Here is a 22,398-nt window from a genome sequence, read left to right on the forward strand (position 1 = left end):
GGGAGAGTAGGTCACCGCCGAACACAACTTCATGACCAGCGGGAGGGACTATATGTTCCTCCCGCTGGTCGCATTTGTACCCTTCTACCCACTCCAGTGCCGGTCTGCCCGGCGCACGTAAGGTGAACGACGTGAACGAACCTCGGTCCGAGAACACCGACCGCTCGCCCCGACGCGGCGACCGCGACGTACCCCGCCGGGGAGATCGGGTGCCACAGGAGCGTCGGAGAGACAACAGCTCGTACGGCGAGCGTCGCGGAAAGCGGTACGACGGCTCGGAGACAGGCCGGTCGGACGGTGCGAAGCAGGCCGATCGACAGGATGCACGTCCGCGTTCCGCCGGCGACGACACCGCACGCCGCGGTGCCGCCTCTGACGGGGGAAGCGGTCCCCGGCGGGCCCCCGTCGGCGGTCGCGGCGGCGGAAATCGACGCGACGGCGGAGACCGACGCGGAGCCGGCGCCCCGGGCGGAGCCCGGCGGGGTGGCCGTACCGGAGACGACCGTAGATCGGAAGGTCGTCCCGGTCAGGAGGCACGCCAGGCGGCCAGAGCTGACGAGCCGCAGCTCCCCGATGACATCGAGGCCGCCGACCTCGACCTCGAGATCCGTCGTGACCTGCGCAGTCTGGACAAGTCCAACGCCGAGTCCGTGGCCAAGCACATGGTGGCGGCGATGTACCTCGTCGACGAAGACCCGCAGCTCGCGCTCGCGCACGGTCGCGCGGCCAAGAACAGGGCCGGGCGCATCGGTGTCGTCCGGGAGACCCTCGGTGTGTTGGCGTACCGCGCCGGCGAATGGTCGGAAGCGTTGAGCGAACTCCGGGCGGCCCGCCGGATCTCCGGCGGGCCGGGCCTGCTGGCGATGATGGCCGATTGCGAACGAGGCCTCGAGAGGCCCCAACGTGCCATCGAACTGGCCCGTGGAGAGGAATCCCGGTTGCTCGAAGGTGACGAGCTCATCGAACTCCGCATCGTGGAGGCCGGTGCCCGGGTGGACATGGGCCAGTTGGACGCTGCCCTGGTGACCCTCCAGGACGCCGGCCTCGACAAGGACGCCCGCGGTGAGTCCGCGGCGCGTCTCGACTACGCCTACGCCGAGGTGCTGCTCGTCGCCGATCGCAAGAAGGAGGCGGCCGACTGGTTCGGTCACGCCGTCACCGCGGACCCCGAGCAGACCACCGACGCGGAGGCGCGTCTCGCGGAGCTCGAGGCGTAGGTCAGTTGAGCTCCCTTTCGCTGGCCGCACGGCACGACGCCCTACTCGTCGATCTCGACGGCACTCTCATCCGCGGTAGCCAGCCGATCCCGGGGGCCGCGGAGGCGCTCGCGAACGCGGGGCTCCCCGTGGTCTACGTGACGAACAACGCGAGCCGCTCGCCCAGGGACACCGCCGACCATCTTCGGTCGCTCGGCTTCTCCGCCGGTGCCGACGACGTCATGACCAGCGCGCAGGCCGCGGTGGTGATGGCTGCGGACCATGTCGATCCCGGTGCCAGGGTCCTGGTGGTGGGACACGACAGTTTCCGCGACCTCGCCCGGCAGGCCGGGTACGAGGTCGTCCTGTCCGCCGACGGCGATCCGGAGGTCGTCCTGCAGGGACTGTCCCGGGAACTGACCTGGTCGGATCTGGCCGAGGGATGTCTGGCGATCCGTCGGGGTGTGCCCTGGGTCGCGTCCAACGTGGACGCCACGTTGCCCACCGAACGAGGCCTGCTCCCCGGGAACGGGTCCCTGGTCGCCGCCCTCCGTGCGGCGACCGATCGCGAGCCCCTGGTCGCGGGCAAACCGGCCGCCGGCGTGTTGACCGCCGCCGCGGATCTGGTCGGTTCCACCCGCCCGCTGGTCATCGGTGACCGCCTCGATACGGACATCCAGGGTGCGGTCGCCGCCGGGATGCCGTCGCTCATGGTGCTGACCGGCGTCCACGGCGTCGACGATCTCCTGGTCGCGGATCCCGACAGCCGGGCCACCTACCTGGCGGACGATCTCTCCGCACTGTCTGCCTCGGCGGAGGCCAGCCGGATCGACGCCGCAGTGGAGTTGGACGGAACGGTCGAGAACGGTGCCCTGCACCTGGCCAGCGCGCCGGAGGCGCTCGATCGGCTCGATCTCGCCCGTGCGGTGGTCAGACTGGCGTGGCGTCACGAGTCGAAGGCATTCCGGGCGGCCGACGAGGGTCTGCGATCCCGGCTGGCGGGTGCAGGCCTCGGCGTCGGCTAGCGTGTAGGCCGTGACGACCCCCGGACCACAGCCACGCCCCGGGCCCGCGGGCCCCGACACCGACGAACTCCGCTCGACGTTCGACGATCTGCTCGCCGATTCCGTCGGGGGCCAGGGCGCTGGACCGGACGGCTCATCTGTCCGGGACGACCAGGTGGCCGCCCTCGACGCCGCCCACGAGCTCCTCGCGCTGGCGCTGACGGCGCTGGACAGTCGGCGCTGATGGTCGCGAAGCGGATGCGGCTGGACGCCGAACTGGTTCGCCGCAAGATCTGTGACAGTCGGGAACGCGCCCGTGATCTCATCGATTCCGGGCGCGTGATCGTCAACGGGGTGGCAGCCACCAAGCCCGCGACCCAGGTCGAACCGACCACATCGATCGCGCTCACCGCCTCCGATGAACCGGACTGGGCATCCCGCGGAGCCCACAAACTGGTCGGAGCCCTCGAGGCGTTCTCCGACGTGCCGGTCTCCGGAGCTCGGTGTCTCGACGCAGGCGCGTCGACCGGCGGGTTCACCGATGTCCTGCTCTCGCGTGGCGCCACCCGCGTCGAGGCGGTGGACGTGGGGTACGGACAGTTGGTGTGGCGCCTGCGCAGCGACGAGCGCGTGGGCGTGCACGACAAGACCAACGTCCGCTCCCTGACCCCGGACGACATCGGTGGCCCGGTGGACCTCGTGGTCTCCGACCTGTCGTTCATCTCGCTCGCACTCGTCCTGCCCGCGCTCGCAGCGTGCGTGCGCCCGGGAGGCGACCTGTTGCCGATGGTCAAGCCCCAGTTCGAGGTGGGCCGCGAGCGTGTCGGCCAGGGCGGTGTGGTGCGCGACCCGGCACTGCGGATCGAGGCGGTCACCGGTGTCGCCCGGGCTGCCGCGGCACTCGGACTGGAGCCGCTGGGATGCGTCGCCAGCCCGCTCCCCGGCCCGTCCGGGAACGTCGAGTACTTCCTCCACCTCCGTAAGGTCGGCGCGGGAGAGCGACTCGAGATGAGCGCCGAGGCGCAGCAGGCCATACGGACGGCAGTAGAGGAGGGCCCGCAATGAACGGCACGCCCGGACCGGTGCACTCGCGCAGGATCCTGCTCGTCCCCAACGTCGCCCGGCAGGACATCGTCGCCACCGTCGCCCAGATGGTCAACGCGTGCGCGACCAGGGGCATCGCGGTACGGATGGTGGAGGGCACCAGCGAGAGCGTCGCCACGGGGGCGGGCGTGGAGACGGTCCCTGACATCCCCGAGGCCGCCGAAGGGTGTGAACTCGTCCTGGTCCTCGGTGGTGACGGCACGTTCCTGCGCGCCTGCCAGTACGCCAACGCCGCGGACGTGCCGATCCTGGGGGTCAATCTCGGACACATCGGCTTCCTCGCCGAGTCGGAGGTCTCCTCGCTCAGTGGCGTCGTCGAGCAGATCGCGGCGAAGGACTACAGGGTGGTCGAACGGATGACGGTGGAGGCCACCGTCATCCACGGGGACACCGTCCTGGCCCGGGACTGGGCACTCAACGAAGTCAGCATCGAGAAGGTCTCCCGGCAGGGCGTCCTCGAGGCGTCCGTGGAGATCGACGGCCGACCGGTCAGTGACTACGGCTGTGACGGCATGTTGGTCTCCACGCCGACCGGGTCGACCGCCTACGCGTTCTCGGCCGGCGGGCCGATCGTCTGGCCCGAACTCGACGCCATCCTCGTGGTCCCCAACAACGCCCACGCGCTGTTCGCCCGTCCGATGGTCGTGGCACCCTCCTCCAGGGTCGCGGTGGAGACCGGGGTGCATTCCGGCCCGGCAGTGGTGGTGGTGGACGGACGACGCCTCGTCGACGTCCCGCCGGGCAGCCGGGTCGAGGTGGTGCGGGGCGCGCGCCCGGTCAAGTGGGTCCGACTGGACGACTCGCCGTTCACCGACAGACTGGTCACGAAGTTCGAACTGCCCGTCACCGGGTGGCGTGGGCGGTCCGCTGTCCGGCCCCTCACCTAGGGTGGGTGCGTGCTCACGGAACTTCGGATCAGCGGCCTCGGCGTCATCGACGAGGCCGTGGCCGATTTCTCGCCCGGGCTGTCGGTGCTCACCGGCGAGACCGGCGCGGGCAAGACGATGGTGGTCACGGGACTGAGGCTCCTGGCCGGAGGGCGCGCGGACCCCGGGCGTGTCCGGCGCGGTGCGGAGAAGGCACTCGTCGAAGGGCGCTTCGACCTGGCCGCGACGGTCACCATGGACGCCGCCGACCGACGCGACCTCGACGAGTTGCTCGAGGACACCGACGTCGAACTCGACGAGGACGGCAGTGTCATCGCCGCACGCCGGGTGGGTGCGGACGGCCGTTCGCGTGCCCGGCTCGGGGGGAGGTCTGTCCCCGCCGGGACCCTCGCCCGCTTCTGCGCGCCGGTGCTGGCCGTGCACGGCCAGAACGATCAGCTGCGTCTGCTCCGTCCGGACAGGCAGCGAGACGCCGTCGACGCCCACGGTGGGGACGAGGCGCGGGCGGCCCTCGACGCCTACCGCGACACCTATCGGCTGTGGCGGGACGCCGAGCGTTCACTGGCGGAGCGCACCGGTCGGGCTCGTGAGCTGGCCCGGGAAGCCGACCTGCTGCGGATGGGACTCGAGGAGATCGATGCCCTGGGGCCCGAGCCCGGGGAGGAGGCCGAACTCGACGCCCGCATCCGCCGACTCACCGATTCCGAGGAACTGCGAGAGGTCGCGGGGCAGGCCCACGACGTCCTCGCCGGTGACGGCGAGACCAGCGAGCCGGTGGTGGGCGTCCTCGACCAGTTGCGGCACCGTCTGGCCGCTGCCGGTGACCCCGCGCTCGACCCGATCGCCACCAGCATCGGCCAGGCCGTCGCGGCGCTCGGAGATGCCGCGACCGAGCTCGGCCTGTACCTGGCCGAGCTGCCGGTCGACGCGGCGGTCCTCGACTCGGCATTGGAACGACGCCACGACCTCAGGGCGTTGACCCGGAAGTACGGCACCGATGTCGACGACGTGCTCGCGTGGGCGGACAGGGCCCGTACGCGGCTCGGTGAGGTCGACACCTCCGACTCCGCCGTCGCCGAACTCCGTTCCACCGTGGAGCGCCTCGCTGCCGAACTCGACGAGCGCGGAGCCACACTGACGCGCATCCGACGCGCCGCCGGGGACGATCTCGCCGAGAGGGTGTCCGCCGAGCTGGCAGAGCTGTCGATGGGCGGGGCCCGGCTCGTGGTCCGGGTCACCCGATCAGGCGAAGGCCTCGACGGCGCCTCGGAGTCGGGTCTCGACGACGTCGAGCTGGCGCTCGACGGGCCGTCGGGCATCGTCCCGCTCGGCCGAGGCGCGTCGGGAGGCGAGCTGTCGAGGGTGATGCTCGCGCTCGAGGTGGTGCTGGCCGAGAGATCCGGGGGAGGGACCCTGGTGTTCGACGAGGTCGACGCGGGAGTGGGCGGCCGGGCGGCGTTGAGCATCGGTAAGCGGCTGGCCAGACTGGCCAGAACCCACCAGGTCATCGCGGTGACCCACCTCGCCCAGGTCGCGGCGTACGCCGACACGCACCTGGTCGTGCACAAGGACACCGGCGCCGGGGGATCGGACGGGGTCGTCTCCGGGGTCACGGCGGTCGCCGACTCCGATCGGGTGACCGAACTCGCCCGGATGCTCGCCGGTATGGAGGACACCGACACAGGTCTGGCACATGCGCGGGAGTTGCTGGAGAAGGCACAACGGGAAAAGTCTCAAGCTCAAGTCGACCGTTAATCCGACACGCCGGGCAGACCTCCCTGGTCACGTGAATCACACGCGTGATACTCGGCGCATGAAGATGTCGGGTCTGCTCAGCCGCCGTTCCACTGACCTCGCCGGTGTCGTGGGCACCGTCCGCCAGATCGAGGTGGGGTCACAGGTCCCCAGGAAGCTCGGCGCCAAGGACGTCGCCGTGCTCGATCTCAACCGCGCGCCCGCCGACACCGCCCGCGCTCTCGTCGACGCCGGGGTGGCGGCAGTGGTGCACGTGCCCCGTCAGGGGGAGGAGATGCTCCCCCGCGCCGCGTTCCGGATCCTCGCCGCGTCGACGATCCCGGTCATCGAGGACGCGGACCTGTCCGGGGTCGCCGACGGGACCCGGGTGCGGATCGACGACGGTGTCGTCTACTCGGTCAAGTCGGAGGACGAGATCACGAGCGGCCGCGAGGTGGACTCGGCCACGCTCCTCGCCGAGGTGGACACCGCGAAGAGCGGGTACGTCGAGTCGGCGCTGGCGCACCTGGCCAACGCCACCGAGTTCCTCAGCCTCGAGCACCCGCTGCTGCTGGACGGCGAGGGCCTCCCGTCGATCGACGTCGACTTCACCGACCGCCATGTCGTGGTGGTCACCGGTGACGCGGCCGCGCGCGGCCAGCTCGCCGAGCTCAAGCCGTTCATCCGGGAGTACCGACCGCTGCTGGTCGGCGTGGGTGCCGGCGCGGAGTTCCTGCGCTCCGCTCGGCTGACGGCCGACGTCGTCGTCGCGACCCCCACGGACGTGTCCGACGAGGTCCTCACCGACGGCGCCGTCCTGGTGGTGCCCGCCGACCGCGACGGGCGCGCGGAGGGCCTCGAGAGGATCACAGAGCTCGGACTGGGGGCCACGACATTCCCCGCCGCCGCGACCGCGAGGGACATGGCGCTGCTGCTGGCCTACCACGGGGGCGCCGAGATGATCGTGGTGACCGGCGACGACAGGGGGCTCGAGAACGCGTTCCGCGACTCGTCCGCGCCCTCGTCCACGATGGTCGACACGACCGTCTCCTCCCGCTTGGTCCACGCCGACGCCTGCGCGACCCTGTACCGGTCTCGTGGCGCCGGGATCGGACTCGCCCTGGTCGTGCTCGCCGCCCTGATCGCGGTGGCCGCGGTCGTGGTGGCTCGCGACGCCGCCGCGGACCTGCTCATCTGGGCCGTCGAGACCTGGAACTCCTTCGCGCTCTGGGTCCAGGGGCTCTTCCGTTGATCTCCCTGCGTCGCCACGTCCTGACGCTGGTGGCCGTCTTCCTCGCTCTCGCGGTGGGGGTCGTCCTCGGGTCGACGTCCGTGGCGACGTCCATCAGGGACGCGGTGGTCGAGCGTGAGGAGACGACGGCGGCGCGGCTCGAGGCGTCGCAGGACGATCTGGCCGCGGAGCGGCTCGCCGTCGACCGACTCGACTCGCTGGCGGGAGACCTCACCCCGGCCGTCGTGGACGGTCGGCTCGACGGGAGGCCGGTCCTGACGATCGTGGCACCCGGCGCCTCCGACGAGGACGTCTCGGCGGCCCGCGAGGTCATCGACGCCGCCGGCGGGATCGACGCCGGCCGCGTCACCCTGACGGACATGGCCGTCGACCCGGAGGCGGACGCGGAACTCCAGGCGCTCGTCGCGAACCTGCCCATCGGCACCGCCCCGGCCGCTGATGCGGACCTCGGTACCCAGCTGGGCACGGCGCTCGGTCGCGCGGGGCTGCTGCGCGCCGAGGACGCGGAACCGCACCTCGAGGACGACGACCGGGAAACGGTCCTCACCACCCTCGCGGATGCGGGGGTCATCGGCTACGAACCCGGGACCCTTCGGCCCGGACAGCTCGCGTTGGTCGTGACCGGGCCCCGGGACGAGGAATCGACCGGGGTCCGTGTCGCCGCCCTGGCCCGCACCCTCGACGGTGAGGGCGCCGGCGCGGTGGTCGCGGTGCGGACGGGCGACTCCGGGGGACGCGACGCGGTCAGCATCCTGCGGTCCTCGGCGGAGGAGGACGTCTCGACCATCGATGACGCCGGTACCGAGGCGGGACGTCTGGCGACGACGCTGGCGCTGGCGGAGCAGCTCGACGGTGGGCAGGGTCACTACGGGCTGAGGCCGGACGCGACCGCCGCGGCGCCGTCGCTCCCCCCGACGCCGGAGCGGTGATAGCCTGAAGCCCCGTGGGGTGCACCGGAGCCACACCAGCATTCATCCATTCCGGCGTATGGACACGGGAGTCCCCTTGGCACTGAACCGAACCGCATCGCGGTCCGAGACCAAGCACATCTTCGTCACCGGCGGCGTGGCGTCGTCGCTGGGCAAGGGGCTCACCGCCTCGAGTCTCGGGCAGTTGCTCACCGCCCGCGGTCTCCGTGTGACCATGCAGAAGCTGGACCCGTACATCAACGTGGACCCCGGCACGATGAACCCCTTCCAGCACGGCGAGGTGTTCGTCACGGAGGACGGCGCCGAGGCCGACCTGGATCTCGGCCACTACGAGCGGTTCCTCGACCGCGATCTGGACGCGAAGGCCAACGTCACCACCGGGCAGGTGTACTCCGCGGTCATCGCCAAGGAGCGCCGCGGCGAGTACCTCGGTGACACCGTGCAGGTGATCCCGCACATCACTGACGCCATCAAGGACCGCATCATCGCGATGGGCGATTCCGATGACCAGGGGCGCCGCCCCGACGTGGTCATCACCGAGGTCGGTGGGACCGTCGGTGACATCGAGTCCCAGCCCTTCCTCGAGGCGTGCCGGCAGGTCCGCCACGAGGTGGGCCGCGAGAACATCTTCTTCCTGCACGTGTCGCTGGTCCCGTACCTCGCGCCGTCGGGTGAGCTCAAGACCAAGCCCACGCAGCACTCGGTGGCCGCGCTGCGCTCGATCGGCATCGTCCCCGACGGGTTGATCCTGCGCTCGGACCGGGACGTCACCGACGGGCTCAAGGCCAAGATCGCGCTGATGTGCGACGTGGACCTCGAGGGCGTCGTGTCCACCCCGGACGCCCCGAGCATCTACGACATCCCCAAGGTGCTGTTCAACGAGCACCTCGACACGCACGTCATCCGGCGGCTCAACCTGCCATTCCGGGACGTCGACTGGACCGTGTGGGGCGACCTGCTCCAGCGCGTCCACGAGCCGCGCGAGGAGGTCGAGATCGCCCTCGTGGGCAAGTACATCGACCTGCCCGACGCGTACCTCTCGGTCACCGAGGCGCTGCGCGCCGGCGGCTTCGCGCACCACGCCCGCGTCAACATCCGGTGGGTGGAGTCCGACGCCTGCACCACCGAGGCCGGCGCGCGCGAGGCGCTCCGTGGTGTGGACGGCATGCTCATCCCCGGCGGGTTCGGTATCCGGGGGATCGAGGGCAAGCTCGGCGCCATCTCGTGGTCCCGCAAGAACCGCATCCCGCTGCTCGGGCTGTGCCTCGGTCTCCAGTGCTCGGTGATCGAGGCTGCCCGCTCGGTCGGGCTCGAGGGCGCCTCCTCCACCGAGTTCGACCCCGATGCCGAGCACCCGGTCATCTCGACCATGGCCGATCAGGTGGACGCGGTCGCCGGCAACGCCGACCTCGGCGGCACCATGCGTCTGGGCTCCTACCCGGCCACGCTCACCAAGGGCTCGGTCGTGGCCGAGGCGTACGGGTCCACCGAGATCACCGAACGCCACCGCCACCGCTACGAGGTCAACAACGCCTACCGCGACAGGATCGCCGAGTCCGGCCTGCAGTTCTCGGGGACCTCCCCGGACGGGCACCTGGTCGAGTTCGTCGAGTACCCGCGCGAGCATCACCCGTTCTTCGTCGCCACCCAGGCTCACCCGGAGTACAAGTCGCGTCCGACCCGCCCCCACCCGTTGTTCGTCGCGTTCATCAAGGCCGCGCTGGACTACGAGAACGAGATGCGGCTGCCCGTCGAACCGTGGCGCTCCGGTCAGGGCGGGGGCTCCACTCCGGAGACGGTGGACGCGCCGGACGCCAAGACGTCCAGCGTCCGTGCCGACGAGGTGGACACCGAGACGGCCTCCGACCCCCGCGCGGACGGGAGCTGACCGGCGTGTCCGAGCGCGGTGCCCCCGGGACGCACGACTACCGCACCGTCGCGAGCCGTGAGATCTTCGACGGCCGCGTCGTGCGGCTGCGTGTGGACACCCTGACCATGCCGGGCGGGGGCACCGCCGACCGGGAGATCTGCGGGCACGACGACGCCGTCGCGGTGATCGCCCTCGACGACGACGACCGGATCACCCTCGTCCGGCAGTACCGGCACGCCGTGGGGGAGCGACTCTGGGAACTGCCCGCAGGGCTGTGCGACGTCGACGGCGAGGAGCCCTTGGCGACCGCGCGCCGTGAGCTCGCCGAGGAGACCGGTCTCGAGGCCGAGCACTGGCGCCCGGTGATCGAGATGATCCCGTCCCCGGGGTTCTGCACGGAGCGCGTCCACGTGTACCTGGCCACCGGACTCCGGCAGGTCGAGCGCCCGGAGGCGGAGCACGAGGAGGCGGACATGGAGGTCGCGCGCATGCCGTTCGCCGAGGCCGTCGACGCCGTGCTGGACGGCCGGATCGTCAACGGTATCGCCGTGGCCGGCATCCTCGCGGCCCACTCGGTGATCGACCGGTCCTGACGGGATCGGACCCCCGGTGACCTCGGAGGGCGGCGCCACCGTGCAGATCCGCGGGTATCTGGACCACCTCGCCGTCGAGAAGGGGGCCTCGGCCCACACCCTGGCCGCGTACCGCCGCGACCTGGAGAAGTACCACCGCTATCTCGCGGCTTCGGGCGTCGACGACCTGACGTCCGTGACCGAGGCGCACGTGGAGGAGTTCCGCACCCGGTTGGCCACCGCCGACCCGGACGAGGGACGGAAGGCCCTGGCCCCCAGCTCGATCGCGCGGACCATGGCGGCGGTCCGCGGTCTCCACCGGTTCGCCACCCGTGACGGGGTGACCGCCCTCGACGCGGCCGCCGCCGTCACCCCGCCCCGTCCGCCGCGGCGGCTCCCCAAGGCACTGCCGGTCGACCGGATGATCGCGGTGATCGAGGCGGCCGGCGCCACCGAGACGGACACCGACCCCGCACGCCTGCGCGATCGCGCGATGCTCGAGTTGCTCTACGCCTCCGGTGCCCGGGCCGCCGAACTCGTCGGGCTCGACGTCGACGACCTCGACGGTCTCGACCACCCGGACGGTGGAGCGGTGATCCTGCGGGGCAAGGGTGGTAAGGAGCGGATCGTCCCGGTCGGGCGTCCGGCGTGCGAGGCGGTGGGGGCCTATCTGGTGCGTGCCCGACCCGCGCTCGCCACCCGAGGGGGCCCGGCCCTGTTCCTCAACGCCCGCGGTGGGCGCGTCACCAGGCAGACCCTGTGGAACGTGGTGTCGGTCGCGGCACGACGCGCCGGTGTGCAGCAGGACGTCTCACCACACTCGTTCCGGCACTCGTTCGCCACCCATCTCCTCGACGGCGGGGCGGACATCCGTGTGGTCCAGGAGCTGCTGGGACACTCCTCGGTCACCACCACGCAGGTGTACACCCTCGTCACCGTCGACACGCTCCGAGAGGTCTGGGCCGAGTGTCACCCCCGGGCACGGTAACGTGACCGTGGATACGGCCCGGCGCGCTCGAGACGGCACGCTCGACACGGCACGGGTGAGACGGCGAGGAGAGGAGATGCGGTGGCGCTGAACACTGGGGCGATGGACCCCGCGTTGTTCTCCCGCGCCGAGCTCCTGGGCGCCGACGACCCGGCGGCCGGCGAGGGGTTCTCCGCGATCCCCGAACCGGAAACACTGTCCTCGCACGGGCCCGCCGTGGTGTTGTCGATGTGCAACCAGAAGGGCGGCGTCGGCAAGACCACCAGCACGATCAACCTCGCGGCGGCACTGGCGGAGTACGGCCGCAGGGTGCTCGTTGTGGATCTCGATCCCCAGGGGGCGCTGTCCGCGGGCCTGGGCATCCCGCACCACCAGCTCGATCTCACCGTCTATAACCTGCTCGTGGACAACTCCGTGTCGACGGAGGAGGTCCTGGTCCGGACCCGTGTCGAGGGCGTGGACCTCATCCCCGCCAACATCGACCTGTCGGCCGCGGAGATCCAGCTCGTCAACGAGGTCGGTCGCGAGCAGGCGCTGGGCCGCGCCCTGTACCCGGTCCTGGACCGCTACGACTTCGTCCTCGTCGACTGCCAGCCGTCGCTGGGCCTGCTCACCGTCAACGCGCTGGCGTGCTCGGACGGCGTGCTCATCCCCATGGAGTGCGAGTACTTCTCGCTGCGCGGGTTGGCGCTGCTGACGGACACGATCGACAAGGTGCGCGACCGCATCAACCCCCGACTGCACCTCACAGGCATCCTCATCACGATGTTCGACCGTCGGACGGTCCACGCCCGCGACGTGCTCAGCCGGGTCGTGGAGGTGTTCGGAGACAAGGTGTTCGACACCCTCGTCACCCGCACCGTCCGGTTCCCGGAGACCACCGTCGCCGGCGAGCCGATCACCACGTGGGCTCCGAAGTCCGCGGGTGCGCAGGCCTACCGCGCCCTGGCGCGCGAGGTCATCCAGCGCGGCAGGTGACCGGGCGGTGACCGGCGTCGGGCCCCCGTCGGGTCAGGACCCGGTCGGGTCGGCGACGGAGGTCGGGGACCCGCGGGCGTTCACCGTCCACCTGACCAACTTCACCGGTCCGTTCGACCTGCTGTTGGGGCTCATCGACTCCAAGCGCCTCGACGTCACGGAGGTGGCCCTCCACGCCGTCACCGACGAGTTCATCGCGCACACCCGCCGCCTGGGCACGGAGGCCGGGCTCGAGGAGGTCACCGAGTTCCTGGTCGTCGCGGCGACACTGCTCGACCTCAAGACGGCCCGACTCGTCCCGTCCGGCGAGGTCCAGGATCCCGAGGACCTGGCCCTGCTCCAGGCCCGGGACATGCTCTTCGCCCGCCTGCTGCAGTTCCGGGCGTTCCGTCAGGTCGCGGAGCTGTTCGGTGAGCTCGACCGCACCGCGCGACACGCGTACCCGAGGACCGCCGGGCCCGACGAGGAGTTCCTGGGACTGCTCCCCGAGGTGGAGCTCGGGGTGGATCCCGACCAGTTCGCCACCATCGCCGCGGTCGCGTTCCGGCCACGGCCGGTCGACGAGGTGGGGGTGGGGCACATCCACGCTCCCGTCGTCTCGGTCCCCGAGCAGGCGGGCCGCGTCCTCGAGCTGTTGAAGTTCCACGGCGAGGGTCGGTGGGTGGACTTCCGCGACCTGATCACGGGGTGCGACGACTCCCTCGTCGTCGTCGCCAGGTTCCTCGCCCTGTTGGAGTTGTACCGGGCGCGCGCGGTCGCGCTCGCCCAGGACGAGGCACTGGGGGACCTGTTGGTGAGGTGGACGGGCGTGGACGCCGACGAGGTGACGAAGGGAAGGGACGAGTGGACGTGAGCGACGTGTCGGGGCCCGGCGCCCCCGAGCCGGTGGCGATCGGGGACGACGACGAGCCCGGTGTGCCGGAGCCAGAGGGGCCGCCGCTCCGTGCCCGGCTCGAGGCCCTGGTGCTGGTGGTGGACCAACCGACACCGGAGAGTGCACTGGCCGCGGCCGCCGGGTCGACGGCGGCCGAGGTCGAGGCCGAGCTGCGGGCGTGGCGCGACGAGCTCACGGCCGCGGGGAGCGGGATGGACCTGCGTCGCAGCGCCGACGGCTGGCGTCTCTACACCCGCCGAGACCTGGCGCCGTACGTGGAACGGCTCCTCACGGACGGCACCCGGTCCACGCTGACCCGGGCCGCGCTGGAGACCCTCGCCGTGATCGCCTACCGGCAGCCGGTCACCCGGTCGCGGGTCGCGGCGGTCCGCGGGGTGAACGTCGACGGCGTGATGAGGACACTTGTGGCGCGCGGGCTGGCGGTGGAATGCGGCACAGATGCGGACACCGGGGGCATCCTGTATAGGACCACAGAGCTATTTCTGGAAAGATTGGGACTCACGTCGCTCGACGAGCTGCCGGACATCGCCCCGTTGCTGCCGGATGTCGACCTGGTCGACGAGATGAGCGACGACCCCGCGGACGATCCGCGGATCCCACTGGGGCGGCGCCGAACCGCGGCGCCCGACCCCACTCCCCGAGACGACGACGAAGAGATGTGACGTTTTCATGACTGAATCCGCTGGCCGAGACGGCGCACCGGTCCGCCTCCAGAAGATCCTGGCCCAGGCCGGGGTCGCCTCCCGCCGGGCCTCCGAAGAGCTCATCGCCCGGGGACGGGTGGAGGTCGACGGCAAGAAGGTGCGCGAGATGGGCGTCAAGGTCGACCCCGCCACGGCGGTCATCCGCGTGGACGGCACCCGCATCGTCCTGGACGACACCCTGGTCTACCTCGCACTGAACAAGCCCCGCGGCTACCACACCACCATGTCCGACGAGAAGGGCCGGCCCTGTGTCGGCGACCTCGTCGCGGACCGCGTGGACGCCGGGCAGCGGCTGTTCCACGTCGGGCGTCTCGACGCCGAGACCGAGGGGCTGCTCCTGGTGACCAACGACGGGGAGCTGGCGCACCGCCTCATGCACCCGTCCTACGAGGTCTCCAAGACCTACATGGCGACCGTCACCGGCGTCGTGGGTAAGGGCGTCAACAAGCAGCTGCGCGCCGGGGTGACCCTGGAGGACGGACCCGCCAAGGTCGACCAGTTCTCGATCCTCGACGTCCACGACGGGCGCTCGCTGGTCAAGGTCGTGCTCCACGAGGGTCGCAAGCACATCGTCCGGCGGCTGCTCGCCGAGGTCGGGCACCCGGTCGAGGCGCTCGTCCGGACCCGGTTCGGGGCCATCGCGCTCGGTGACCAGCGCGCGGGCACCTTCCGCAAGCTGGGCCGCAAAGAGGTCTCCGACCTGTACGAGGCGGTAGGCCTGTGAGCGCCCCGAGCGCCCCGGCCGCGCGTCGACGTATCGCGATCGACGGCCCCGCCGGCACCGGGAAGTCCACCCTGGCCCGCACCCTGGCACGGCGTATCGGCGGCGCGTACCTCGACACCGGCGCGATGTACCGGGTGGCGACCCTGCAGGTCCTGCGCGCCGGGATCGACCCGGAGGACGCGGCCGCCGTGATCGCCGCCACGGCCGACCTGCCTCTGGAGATCGGCACCGACGCCGGAGCCGAGCGCGTCCTGCTCGCCGGTGAGGACGTCAGCGAGGAGATCCGCACCGCCCGCGTCACGGCTGCGGTCTCGGCGGTGTCCGCCGTGCCCGAGGTCCGCCAGAACCTGGTCCTCCTGCAGCGACGGCTGGCCGCCAGCGGGGGCACCGTCGTCCTCGAGGGGCGTGACATCGGCACAGTCGTGCTGCCGGACGCCGAGGTGAAGGTCTACCTCACCGCCAGCCCGGAGGTGCGGGCCCGGCGCCGCACCGACCAGGACCTGGCCGCCGGCCGCAGGGCCGACTACGACGAGGTGCTGGCCGCCGTCATCGAACGCGACCGCAAGGACTCCACGCGCGCCGCGAGCCCCCTGAGGCCTGCCGACGACGCGGTCGTCATCGACACCTCCGACCTGACCCTCGACGAGGTGCTCGACCGCCTGGTCGCGCTCGCCGAGGGAATCCACGCGTCGCACGGCGCCACCGCAGAAGGGACCGCACTGTGACCACCAACGAGGACAGCACCGACTTCGACCTGCCCACCGGGCCCGGCGAGGAGACCATCGAGGACGGCTGGAACGACGACACCGACTGGGAGGCGGTCGCCGCGGAGTTCGCCGACGAGATCGGGGCCGTGACCGAGGGCGTGGAGATCCTGCCCACCGTCGCGATCGTCGGCCGACCCAACGTCGGCAAGTCCACCCTGGTGAACCGCATCATCGGCCGCCGGGAGGCCGTCGTCGAGGACGTCCCGGGCGTCACGCGCGACCGGGTCTCCTACGAGGCGCTGTGGAACGGCCGCACCTTCATGGTGCAGGACACCGGTGGCTGGGAGCAGGACGCCAAGGGCATGCACCGCTCCATCGCGCAGCAGGCCGAGATCGCCATGGGCACGGCCGACCTCATCGTGCTGGTGTGCGACGGCACGGTGGGCATCACCGCCGCCGACGCCACGGTGGCCAAGAGCCTGCGTCGGTCCGACACCCCGGTCATCCTCGCCGTCAACAAGGTCGACAGTGAGAAGGCCGAACTGGAGGCGGCCGAGTTCTGGTCCCTCGGCCTGGACGAGCCCCACGCCATCTCCGCCGCCCACGGTCGCGGCACGGCGGATCTCCTCGACGAGATCCTCCGGCAGCTGCCGTCCAAGGCGAGGATGCGCGAGGCCACCGACGTGCCGCGGCGCGTCGCGCTCGTCGGCAAGCCCAACGTCGGCAAGTCGAGCCTGCTCAACAAGCTGACCGGCGAGGAGCGCTCCGTGGTCGACAACGTCGCCGGCACCACCGTCGACCCCGTCGACTCGCTCGTGGAGCTCGGGGGACGCACCTGGCGGTTCGTCGACACCGCCGGCCTGCGCCGCAAGGTCAACCAGGCCTACGGTCACGAGTACTACGCCTCTCTGCGTACCCGTGGCGCGATCGAGGCGGCCGAGGTCGTCGTCCTGCTCCTCGACGCCTCGGAGCCCATCACCGAGCAGGACCTGCGGGTGATCTCGATGGTCGCCGACGCCGGCCGGGCGCTGGTGATCGCCTTCAACAAATGGGACCTGGTCGACGAGGACCGGCGGTACGACCTCGACAAGGAGATCGACCGCGAACTGTCCCGGGTGCTGAGCTGGGCCCACCGGGTCAACATTTCGGCCAGGACCGGCCGCGCCTTGGCCAAGCTCGTGCCCGCGATGGAGACGGCGCTGGACTCCTGGGACAAGCGGATCCCCACCGGGCCCCTCAACACGTGGATGAGCGAGGTCGTCGCCGCGACCCCGCCGCCCATGCGTGGTGGTCGTCTGCCGCGGATCAGGTTCTGCACCCAGGCCACCACCCGGCCCCCGACGTTCGTGTTCTTCTCCACGGGGTTCCTCGAGGCCGGGTACCGGCGCTTCCTCGAGCGTCGCCTCCGTGAGACCTTCGGCTTCGATGGTTCCCCGGTCCGGGTGAACGTGCGGGTCAAGGAGCGTCGACAGCGCAAGTGACCTGCCGATTGGAGTCCGACGGAACCGGTGCGCTAGGGTAATCGAGTCGCCGCGCGAGCCGCGGTGGCGGACGGGCTGTGGCGCAGCTTGGTAGCGCACTTGACTGGGGGTCAAGGGGTCGCAGGTTCAAATCCTGTCAGCCCGACACAGATCAGGGCCGGTTTCCCGAGAGGGGGACCGGCTCTGAGTCCATTTCCGCGGTTCACTCCGGTTCAAGCGGCGGGTCACGCCCGCAGAATCCGGGGTGCGTTAGCCTGGCCTGGTCACGAAACGGCGACCCGGGTCGACCGTCAGTCTTCGATCCAGGAGTGAGCGCGCGGTGGGAGAGCTACTCGTCATAGCGGGGCTGGTAGTCGCGGTGATCGCGGTCGTCGGGATCATCGTCAAGGCACGGGGTGGCACGAAGCCCGAGGCGGCCGGACCCCGCCTCGACCCGCTCGCCGCCGACCGGCCGGTCCACGGCTTCGGCCCGCGAGAGCTCGGCCCCGGTGCGATCGTCTCCTACGGCGGCATCGACTATGTGGTCCGCGGCTCGGTCACCCTTCGCCAGGGCCCGTATATCTGGTGGGAGCATCTCCTGGAGGGCGGCGACGGAGCGCAGTGGTTGGGCGTCGAGGAGGACGAGGGAACCCTCGAGCTCACCTGGTGGAACACCCGCAAGGGACTCGGCGTCAGCCCCGGATCCGAGGTGATCGTCGACGATCGGGTCCATCGGCTCGAGGAGTCGGGTGAGGCGGAGTACTCGTGCGAGGGAACCACCGGTCTGCCCGAGCGCGGCCGGATGCGGTACCAGGACATGCGTACCGGGGACGGCAGCTCGCTGCTGTCCTTCGAGGACTGGGACGGGGCCGGCTGGGAGGTCTCCTCCGGACGCCCGATGTCCCGGGGTGAGCTGACCGTCTACCCGGCGCCCCCCGTCGCCGGCGACCCGGACTACAGACGGTGACCGTCCACGACCTCGCCACGGAACCGAGTGATGTGGCGGCCGCGGCACTGGGTTACCGGGTCGGCGTGACGCCCGAGCGGAACGCCCTCGTCTCCACCGTTCTCGAGCACCCCGCACTCGACAGCGCTCTACGCCTGTCCATCCTCGGGGCGTCACACGCGGTGACGCTGATGATCGACGGACGCGACGCGATGACCGAGGAGGTGTCCTGCCGCGCAACGGCAGACGGCGGGGCGCCTCTGCCGGCCGAGGAGTCCTTTCCCGGTCCGTGGGGTGTCCACCATCTGCGCGGGACCACCGAGACCCTCGCCGCCGCCGACTTCGGGGCGGTCGTGGAGCGACTGACGTCGCTCGCGGCTGCCGATCCGACCGTGCTCGCGGGACGGTTCCCGGGCTCTGACGGGGCGCTCACGGTGGTGGCTCCGACGCCGGACGACACGGGCTGGTCGTGGGACACCTGGCATCTCTACCCGGCTGGAGACGACTCCGGGGAGAGCGGTGGCGACGTCGTCGCCACCACGTCCCGGTTGCACGTCGCCGGGGTGCACGTCGCCGGGCTGGCCGGCGCTGGGGTGGACGTTGCAGAGGGGGTGGCCTCGTGAAGCCCTACCGCGGGTGGATCATCGCGCTCGTCGCCGGACTGTGCGCGGTCCTGCTGGGCCTCGTCCTGGTGGGGTCCGGCACGAATGCCGTGCGTTATGTCCGTGAGAACTACTCCCCGGTGGCCGGCGCGTCCCAGACCTACGAGTGCCGGGGCGACCGGGACTCCACGGCGAGGGACATCAGCAACCACGAGCGGCCGGACGCCGACCAGCTGAACGAGGACACCCGGTACCTGAGGTACGGGGACGACATGATTGTCGTCGGCCGCTCCGGCGATCTCGCCTGTCGTGTCCAGCTCGACGAGAACTCGCGCACGCTCCGTTCCGGAGGCTTCATCTTCCTCGGCGGGGCCTTCGGGCCGGGCAGCCCGGCGCGGTCCGCCGGGGGCAGCTCCGGCGGGGTCGGCGTGAAGTGACCCACGAGACGCCCACAGATCACCCGAACCCCGAGGAGACACGGTGACCATCGCCGCCGGAACCGCCGACCACGTACCCGAACTCCTGGACGGGATCGGGGTGTCGCTGGCGTACTTCGGCGTCGGCGCCCTGGTCCTGGCGCTGGGTTTCGTCATGCTCGACCTGCTGACGCCGGGCAGCCTGCGCCACCACGTGTTCGTCGACCACCGTCCCAACGCCGCGGCGCTGTTCGTGTCCTCGGCGTTCTCCCTCGCGATCATCGTCGTCACCGTGATGACCAACGCCTCGGACTCCCTGGTGTTGGGCCTGATCGACGTCGCCGTCTACGGCCTGCTCGGCGTGATCTTCCAGGCCGTCACCCTGGTGATCCTGGAACTGCTGGTCCCCGGCAGGTTCCGCGACCTCGTCGGCGCGCCACGGTTCAGCACCGCCGCACTCGCCGTCGCGGCCACACTCCTCGCCGTCTCCGCCGTGAACGCGGCCGCCATTGCCTGACGAGGTCGGCACGGCGGTTCCCGTGCCGACGGAGGCGGACCCTGCCGGAGAACCCCCGCCGCGCGCCGGCCGCTGGTGGCGTCCTGTCGTGCTGGCCTCCGTCGCCGCGTGCGCCGCCTGCGGGCTCATCTACGAGCTCGCCCTCCTCACGCTCGCGACGACAGTCCAGGGCGGAGGGATCGTCGCCACGAGTCTCGTGGTGGCCGGGTACGTCGCGGCCCTCGGCCTCGGCGCATTGCTGGCCAAGCCGTTCGTCGACCGCCCGGCGTCGAGCTTCGTCGCCGTCGAGTCGACGCTGGGGCTCGTCGGTGGGGCGTCGGCCACGGCGCTCTATGTGACCTTCACGACCCTGGGGTCGGACTCGGCGTCGTTGGTGACGCTGGTGGTGGCCACCGCCGCGATCGGCGTGCTGGTGGGCGCAGAGGTGCCACTGCTCATGTCCCTGCTGCAGACCGGCCGCCGGACCGGGTCGGCCGAGGCCGGCCGGGTACTGGCCGATCTCAACGCCGCCGACTACCTGGGGGCGCTCGTCGGGGGACTGCTGTGGCCGTTCCTGCTCCTGCCGTCGTTCGGGATGCAGCAGGCCGCCGCCATCACGGGGGTGGTCAACGTGGCCGCCGCGGCCGTGCTGCTCGCGCTCGCGTTGCGGGGTCTGCTGACCCGGACGCAGACTGCCGTAGCGGCGTTGTCGCTCGCGCTGGTCGCGGCTCTGCTGGGCACGCTGCTCGTCGCGCTCGACGACGTCACCGAGTGGTCGCGGTCCAAGCTGTACCCGGACCCGGTGCTCTCCCACACCCAGTCCGCCTACCAGGAGATCGTCGTCACCAGAGCGAGGTACAACGGCCGCACGGACCGCCGTCTGTACCTCGACGGCACGCTCCAGTACTCGAGTCTGGACGAGTACCGGTACACCGAGGCGCTGGTCCAGCCCGCGATGGCCGAGCGGCCCGGCGACGTGTTGGTACTCGGCGGCGGCGACGGTCTGGCGGCCCGAGACCTCCTGGCCGTGCCGGGCGTTCGGCGAGTGGTCCAGGTGGAGCTCGACCCGGCCGTGCTGGAGATCGCCCGCACCGAGCTGCGCGCGGACAACCGGGGTTCCCTCGACGACCCGCGCGTCGAGGTGGTGGTCGACGACGCCTTCGCGTGGCTGCGCCGGGGCGGCGACGGCGCCGTGCCGCCGGGCGGCTTCGGGGCGGTGCTCGTGGATCTGCCGGACCCGCGCAACGCCGCGCTGTCCCGCCTGTATTCCGAGGAGTTCTACGGCCTCGTGCGCGGGGTCACCGGCGATGACGGCCTCATGGTCGTCCAATCGGGGAGCCCGTTCTCCACACCGCGGCAGTTCTGGCGGACGGTGTCGACAGTCGATTCCGCGGGATGGGGCACGACCCCGTACCACGTTCACGTCCCGACGTTCGGGGACTGGGGTTTCGTCCTGGCCTCGGCCGACGGTGACGCCCCGGATCTCCGACTGCGGCCCGACGTCACCGGCCTGCGATACCTCGACCAGGGGACCCTCGAGGCAGCCGGCCGGTTCGGTCGCGACGTGGCCCCGATGCGACTCGAGCCCTCCACACTCGACCGGCCCCGGATCCTCGATGACGCCCGACGTGGCTATGAACGCTGACCGGTGCGGAGCCGGCCTGCCCCCCGCGGGGGAACACGGGGCCGGGGCCTACCGTTGTAACCGATAGGTATCCCGTGAGAAGAGCCGCGCGCCGGACGCGCGGGCGAGGAGGGGCATGGCCGACGAGCGCACGCCACAGACGGCACGGGACCGGATCGTGTCCGATATCGACCGCATGTGCCGGGGGGAGGGGCAGGCCCCTGTGGCAGAGTTGTCCGACCGGGCGGCTCTGCTCGTCGCCTGCGGGCTGATCGAACCCTGCATCGGCGACGTCGTCCTGGCCCGGATGCACCGCAATCTGCCGTTCCCGACGGTGAACGGATTCCACCAGCTCCGGATCATCGAGGAGCAGCGCCACGATCTGAGGCGGATCCTCGGCACCCCGGTGCCCTCCATGTTGCGCATGGCGCTGCGGACCCGACTCGCAGATCTCGACCGGAAGTACCTCGTCCTGCGGACCGGGTTCACCCGGGGTTCCGGCGTCTGGGCTTTCCGGGTCAAGGACATCCGCGCCGACCGGCGGCGCGGTGTGCACCTGGACACCGATGACCGTGGCCGGTTGTTCGACGCCCTGGCATCGACGCCGACCATGGCCCCCGTCCCGCTCGTGCCCCGGACCCTCGCGGAGCTCGGGACGGTCGCAGCGGCCAGAGGGCAGCGGGAGATGGGCCGGGTGGTGTTGCCACCACGGGTGCAGTCGGTGGTGCAGTCCCTTCCCTCGCTCCCGCACATCCGCGCGGACCGGCGTCGGATTCCCGAGATGTATACGGCAACCCTCATGGAGGTCGGTGGTCTGTACGACCGTCTGTACCGCGCGTACTCGCGGGGCGGACGGTCGGTGGAGGAGATCCGGCTGCAGTTCGACGCCGAATCCGAGGTGGTCGGCCTCGCCGGGGATCTGTGCCGACTGCGCGAGGCCGCGGCCACGGCCGGGGTGCCGCCGGCGAGCGACGGTTTCACCACTCTGACCGGTATGGGCGTCTCCATCGACGAGGTGTGGGCGGAGGTCGTCGACAGGGCGGTCGCGTTCCGGGAGCTCGTCGAGTCGGTGGAGTCGCGGGCCGAGGCCGCGGTGGCGGAGGCGGACCGTCTCGCCGGCATCGCCCGTGACAACGGTGTGGCGTCGCCCTCGACCCCCTACCGTCCCTCCCCGGCGGATGTGGCGGCCGAGCATCTGGCGGCGCGCGCGGGTGACCGGATGCTCTCGACGGAGGCCATGCGGAGGTTGCGCGGCCAGATCGACCCCGACCGCTAGACGCCGCGACCGGAGGGGCGCGTCCCCGACGGCG

The 22,398-nt window shown here is 71.3% G+C and carries 23 protein-coding genes and 1 tRNA gene; all 24 read left to right on the plus strand.

Features of this window, described 5'->3' with window-relative positions:
- Window positions 1–131: 131 nt before the first annotated feature.
- The 24 genes from G6024_RS03255 (at window position 132) to G6024_RS03370 (ending at window position 22,364) form a co-directional block, all read left to right on the plus strand.
- Window positions 132–1,217 (plus strand): tetratricopeptide repeat protein, encoded by a 1,086-nt coding sequence (locus G6024_RS03255; RefSeq protein WP_182640301.1) that lies wholly within the window; start codon window positions 132–134, stop codon window positions 1,215–1,217.
- A gap of 5 nt (window positions 1,218–1,222) precedes the next feature.
- On the plus strand, window positions 1,223–2,221 hold the full coding sequence (locus tag G6024_RS03260; RefSeq protein ID WP_159148011.1) for an HAD-IIA family hydrolase: 999 nt from the start codon (window positions 1,223–1,225) through the stop codon (window positions 2,219–2,221).
- 10 nt (window positions 2,222–2,231) lie between these two features.
- Entirely contained in the window at window positions 2,232–2,444 is a 213-nt protein-coding gene (locus tag G6024_RS03265) for a hypothetical protein (RefSeq protein ID WP_067715725.1), read from the plus strand.
- Window positions 2,444–3,265 (plus strand): TlyA family RNA methyltransferase, encoded by an 822-nt coding sequence (locus G6024_RS03270; RefSeq protein ID WP_067715729.1) that lies wholly within the window; start codon window positions 2,444–2,446, stop codon window positions 3,263–3,265. The genes G6024_RS03265 and G6024_RS03270 overlap by 1 nt, the downstream gene beginning before the upstream one ends.
- Window positions 3,262–4,191 carry an NAD kinase gene (locus G6024_RS03275; RefSeq protein ID WP_159148013.1) on the plus strand — a complete coding sequence of 310 codons (930 nt, stop codon included), beginning with the start codon at window positions 3,262–3,264 and terminating at the stop codon, window positions 4,189–4,191. The genes G6024_RS03270 and G6024_RS03275 overlap by 4 nt, the downstream gene beginning before the upstream one ends.
- Window positions 4,192–4,200: 9 nt before the next feature.
- The gene (gene recN, locus G6024_RS03280; RefSeq protein ID WP_159148015.1) at window positions 4,201–5,946 is read left to right on the plus strand and encodes a DNA repair protein RecN; all 1,746 of its coding nucleotides are present in this window, start codon (window positions 4,201–4,203) and stop codon (window positions 5,944–5,946) included.
- A 58-nt stretch (window positions 5,947–6,004) separates the two neighbouring features.
- Complete coding sequence (steA, locus tag G6024_RS03285; protein WP_159148017.1) at window positions 6,005–7,177, plus strand: putative cytokinetic ring protein SteA; 1,173 nt, start codon at window positions 6,005–6,007, stop codon at window positions 7,175–7,177.
- A complete protein-coding gene (locus tag G6024_RS03290; protein WP_235027743.1) occupies window positions 7,174–8,106 on the plus strand; it encodes a copper transporter in 933 nt (310 codons plus the stop codon). The genes steA and G6024_RS03290 overlap by 4 nt, the downstream gene beginning before the upstream one ends.
- Before the next feature lie 58 nt (window positions 8,107–8,164).
- Window positions 8,165–9,994 (plus strand): CTP synthase, encoded by a 1,830-nt coding sequence (locus G6024_RS03295; RefSeq protein WP_067715743.1) that lies wholly within the window; start codon window positions 8,165–8,167, stop codon window positions 9,992–9,994.
- Between the two features lie 5 nt (window positions 9,995–9,999).
- Window positions 10,000–10,569, plus strand: a complete 570-nt coding sequence (locus G6024_RS03300; protein ID WP_067715746.1) for an NUDIX domain-containing protein — start codon at window positions 10,000–10,002, stop codon at window positions 10,567–10,569.
- A gap of 16 nt (window positions 10,570–10,585) precedes the next feature.
- On the plus strand, window positions 10,586–11,536 hold the full coding sequence (locus G6024_RS03305) for a site-specific tyrosine recombinase XerD (protein ID WP_082923875.1): 951 nt from the start codon (window positions 10,586–10,588) through the stop codon (window positions 11,534–11,536).
- A gap of 102 nt (window positions 11,537–11,638) precedes the next feature.
- The gene (locus tag G6024_RS03310; protein WP_067715749.1) at window positions 11,639–12,514 is read left to right on the plus strand and encodes a ParA family protein; all 876 of its coding nucleotides are present in this window, start codon (window positions 11,639–11,641) and stop codon (window positions 12,512–12,514) included.
- Between the two features lie 7 nt (window positions 12,515–12,521).
- The gene (locus tag G6024_RS03315; RefSeq protein WP_067715751.1) at window positions 12,522–13,367 is read left to right on the plus strand and encodes a segregation and condensation protein A; all 846 of its coding nucleotides are present in this window, start codon (window positions 12,522–12,524) and stop codon (window positions 13,365–13,367) included.
- Window positions 13,358–14,071, plus strand: coding sequence for an SMC-Scp complex subunit ScpB (gene scpB / locus G6024_RS03320; protein ID WP_067715754.1), 714 nt, complete (start codon window positions 13,358–13,360; stop codon window positions 14,069–14,071). The genes G6024_RS03315 and scpB overlap by 10 nt, the downstream gene beginning before the upstream one ends.
- Window positions 13,995–14,837 (plus strand): pseudouridine synthase, encoded by an 843-nt coding sequence (locus G6024_RS03325; protein WP_371517504.1) that lies wholly within the window; start codon window positions 13,995–13,997, stop codon window positions 14,835–14,837. The genes scpB and G6024_RS03325 overlap by 77 nt, the downstream gene beginning before the upstream one ends.
- Complete coding sequence (cmk, locus tag G6024_RS03330; RefSeq protein ID WP_067715760.1) at window positions 14,834–15,562, plus strand: (d)CMP kinase; 729 nt, start codon at window positions 14,834–14,836, stop codon at window positions 15,560–15,562. Before G6024_RS03325 ends, cmk begins: the two co-directional genes overlap by 4 nt.
- Window positions 15,559–17,025 (plus strand): ribosome biogenesis GTPase Der, encoded by a 1,467-nt coding sequence (gene der, locus G6024_RS03335; RefSeq protein WP_067715763.1) that lies wholly within the window; start codon window positions 15,559–15,561, stop codon window positions 17,023–17,025. The genes cmk and der overlap by 4 nt, the downstream gene beginning before the upstream one ends.
- Window positions 17,026–17,096: 71 nt before the next feature.
- Window positions 17,097–17,170, plus strand: a tRNA-Pro gene (locus G6024_RS03340).
- A 174-nt stretch (window positions 17,171–17,344) separates the two neighbouring features.
- Complete coding sequence (locus tag G6024_RS03345; protein WP_067715765.1) at window positions 17,345–17,971, plus strand: DUF4178 domain-containing protein; 627 nt, start codon at window positions 17,345–17,347, stop codon at window positions 17,969–17,971.
- Window positions 17,968–18,573: a DUF2617 family protein gene (locus tag G6024_RS03350; protein WP_096905545.1), complete on the plus strand. Its 606-nt coding sequence runs from the start codon at window positions 17,968–17,970 to the stop codon at window positions 18,571–18,573. The genes G6024_RS03345 and G6024_RS03350 overlap by 4 nt, the downstream gene beginning before the upstream one ends.
- Window positions 18,570–18,989 (plus strand): DUF4247 domain-containing protein, encoded by a 420-nt coding sequence (locus G6024_RS03355; protein ID WP_067715770.1) that lies wholly within the window; start codon window positions 18,570–18,572, stop codon window positions 18,987–18,989. The genes G6024_RS03350 and G6024_RS03355 overlap by 4 nt, the downstream gene beginning before the upstream one ends.
- A 43-nt stretch (window positions 18,990–19,032) precedes the next feature.
- Complete coding sequence (locus tag G6024_RS03360; protein WP_067715773.1) at window positions 19,033–19,485, plus strand: DUF350 domain-containing protein; 453 nt, start codon at window positions 19,033–19,035, stop codon at window positions 19,483–19,485.
- A 22-nt stretch (window positions 19,486–19,507) separates the two neighbouring features.
- The gene (locus G6024_RS03365) at window positions 19,508–21,109 is read left to right on the plus strand and encodes a polyamine aminopropyltransferase (RefSeq protein ID WP_067715776.1); all 1,602 of its coding nucleotides are present in this window, start codon (window positions 19,508–19,510) and stop codon (window positions 21,107–21,109) included.
- A 115-nt stretch (window positions 21,110–21,224) separates the two neighbouring features.
- Entirely contained in the window at window positions 21,225–22,364 is a 1,140-nt protein-coding gene (locus tag G6024_RS03370) for a hypothetical protein (RefSeq protein ID WP_119191637.1), read from the plus strand.
- Window positions 22,365–22,398: the final 34 nt, after the last annotated feature.

This window comes from Dietzia maris (assembly GCF_014144855.1).
Classification (GTDB): domain Bacteria; phylum Actinomycetota; class Actinomycetes; order Mycobacteriales; family Mycobacteriaceae; genus Dietzia; species Dietzia kunjamensis.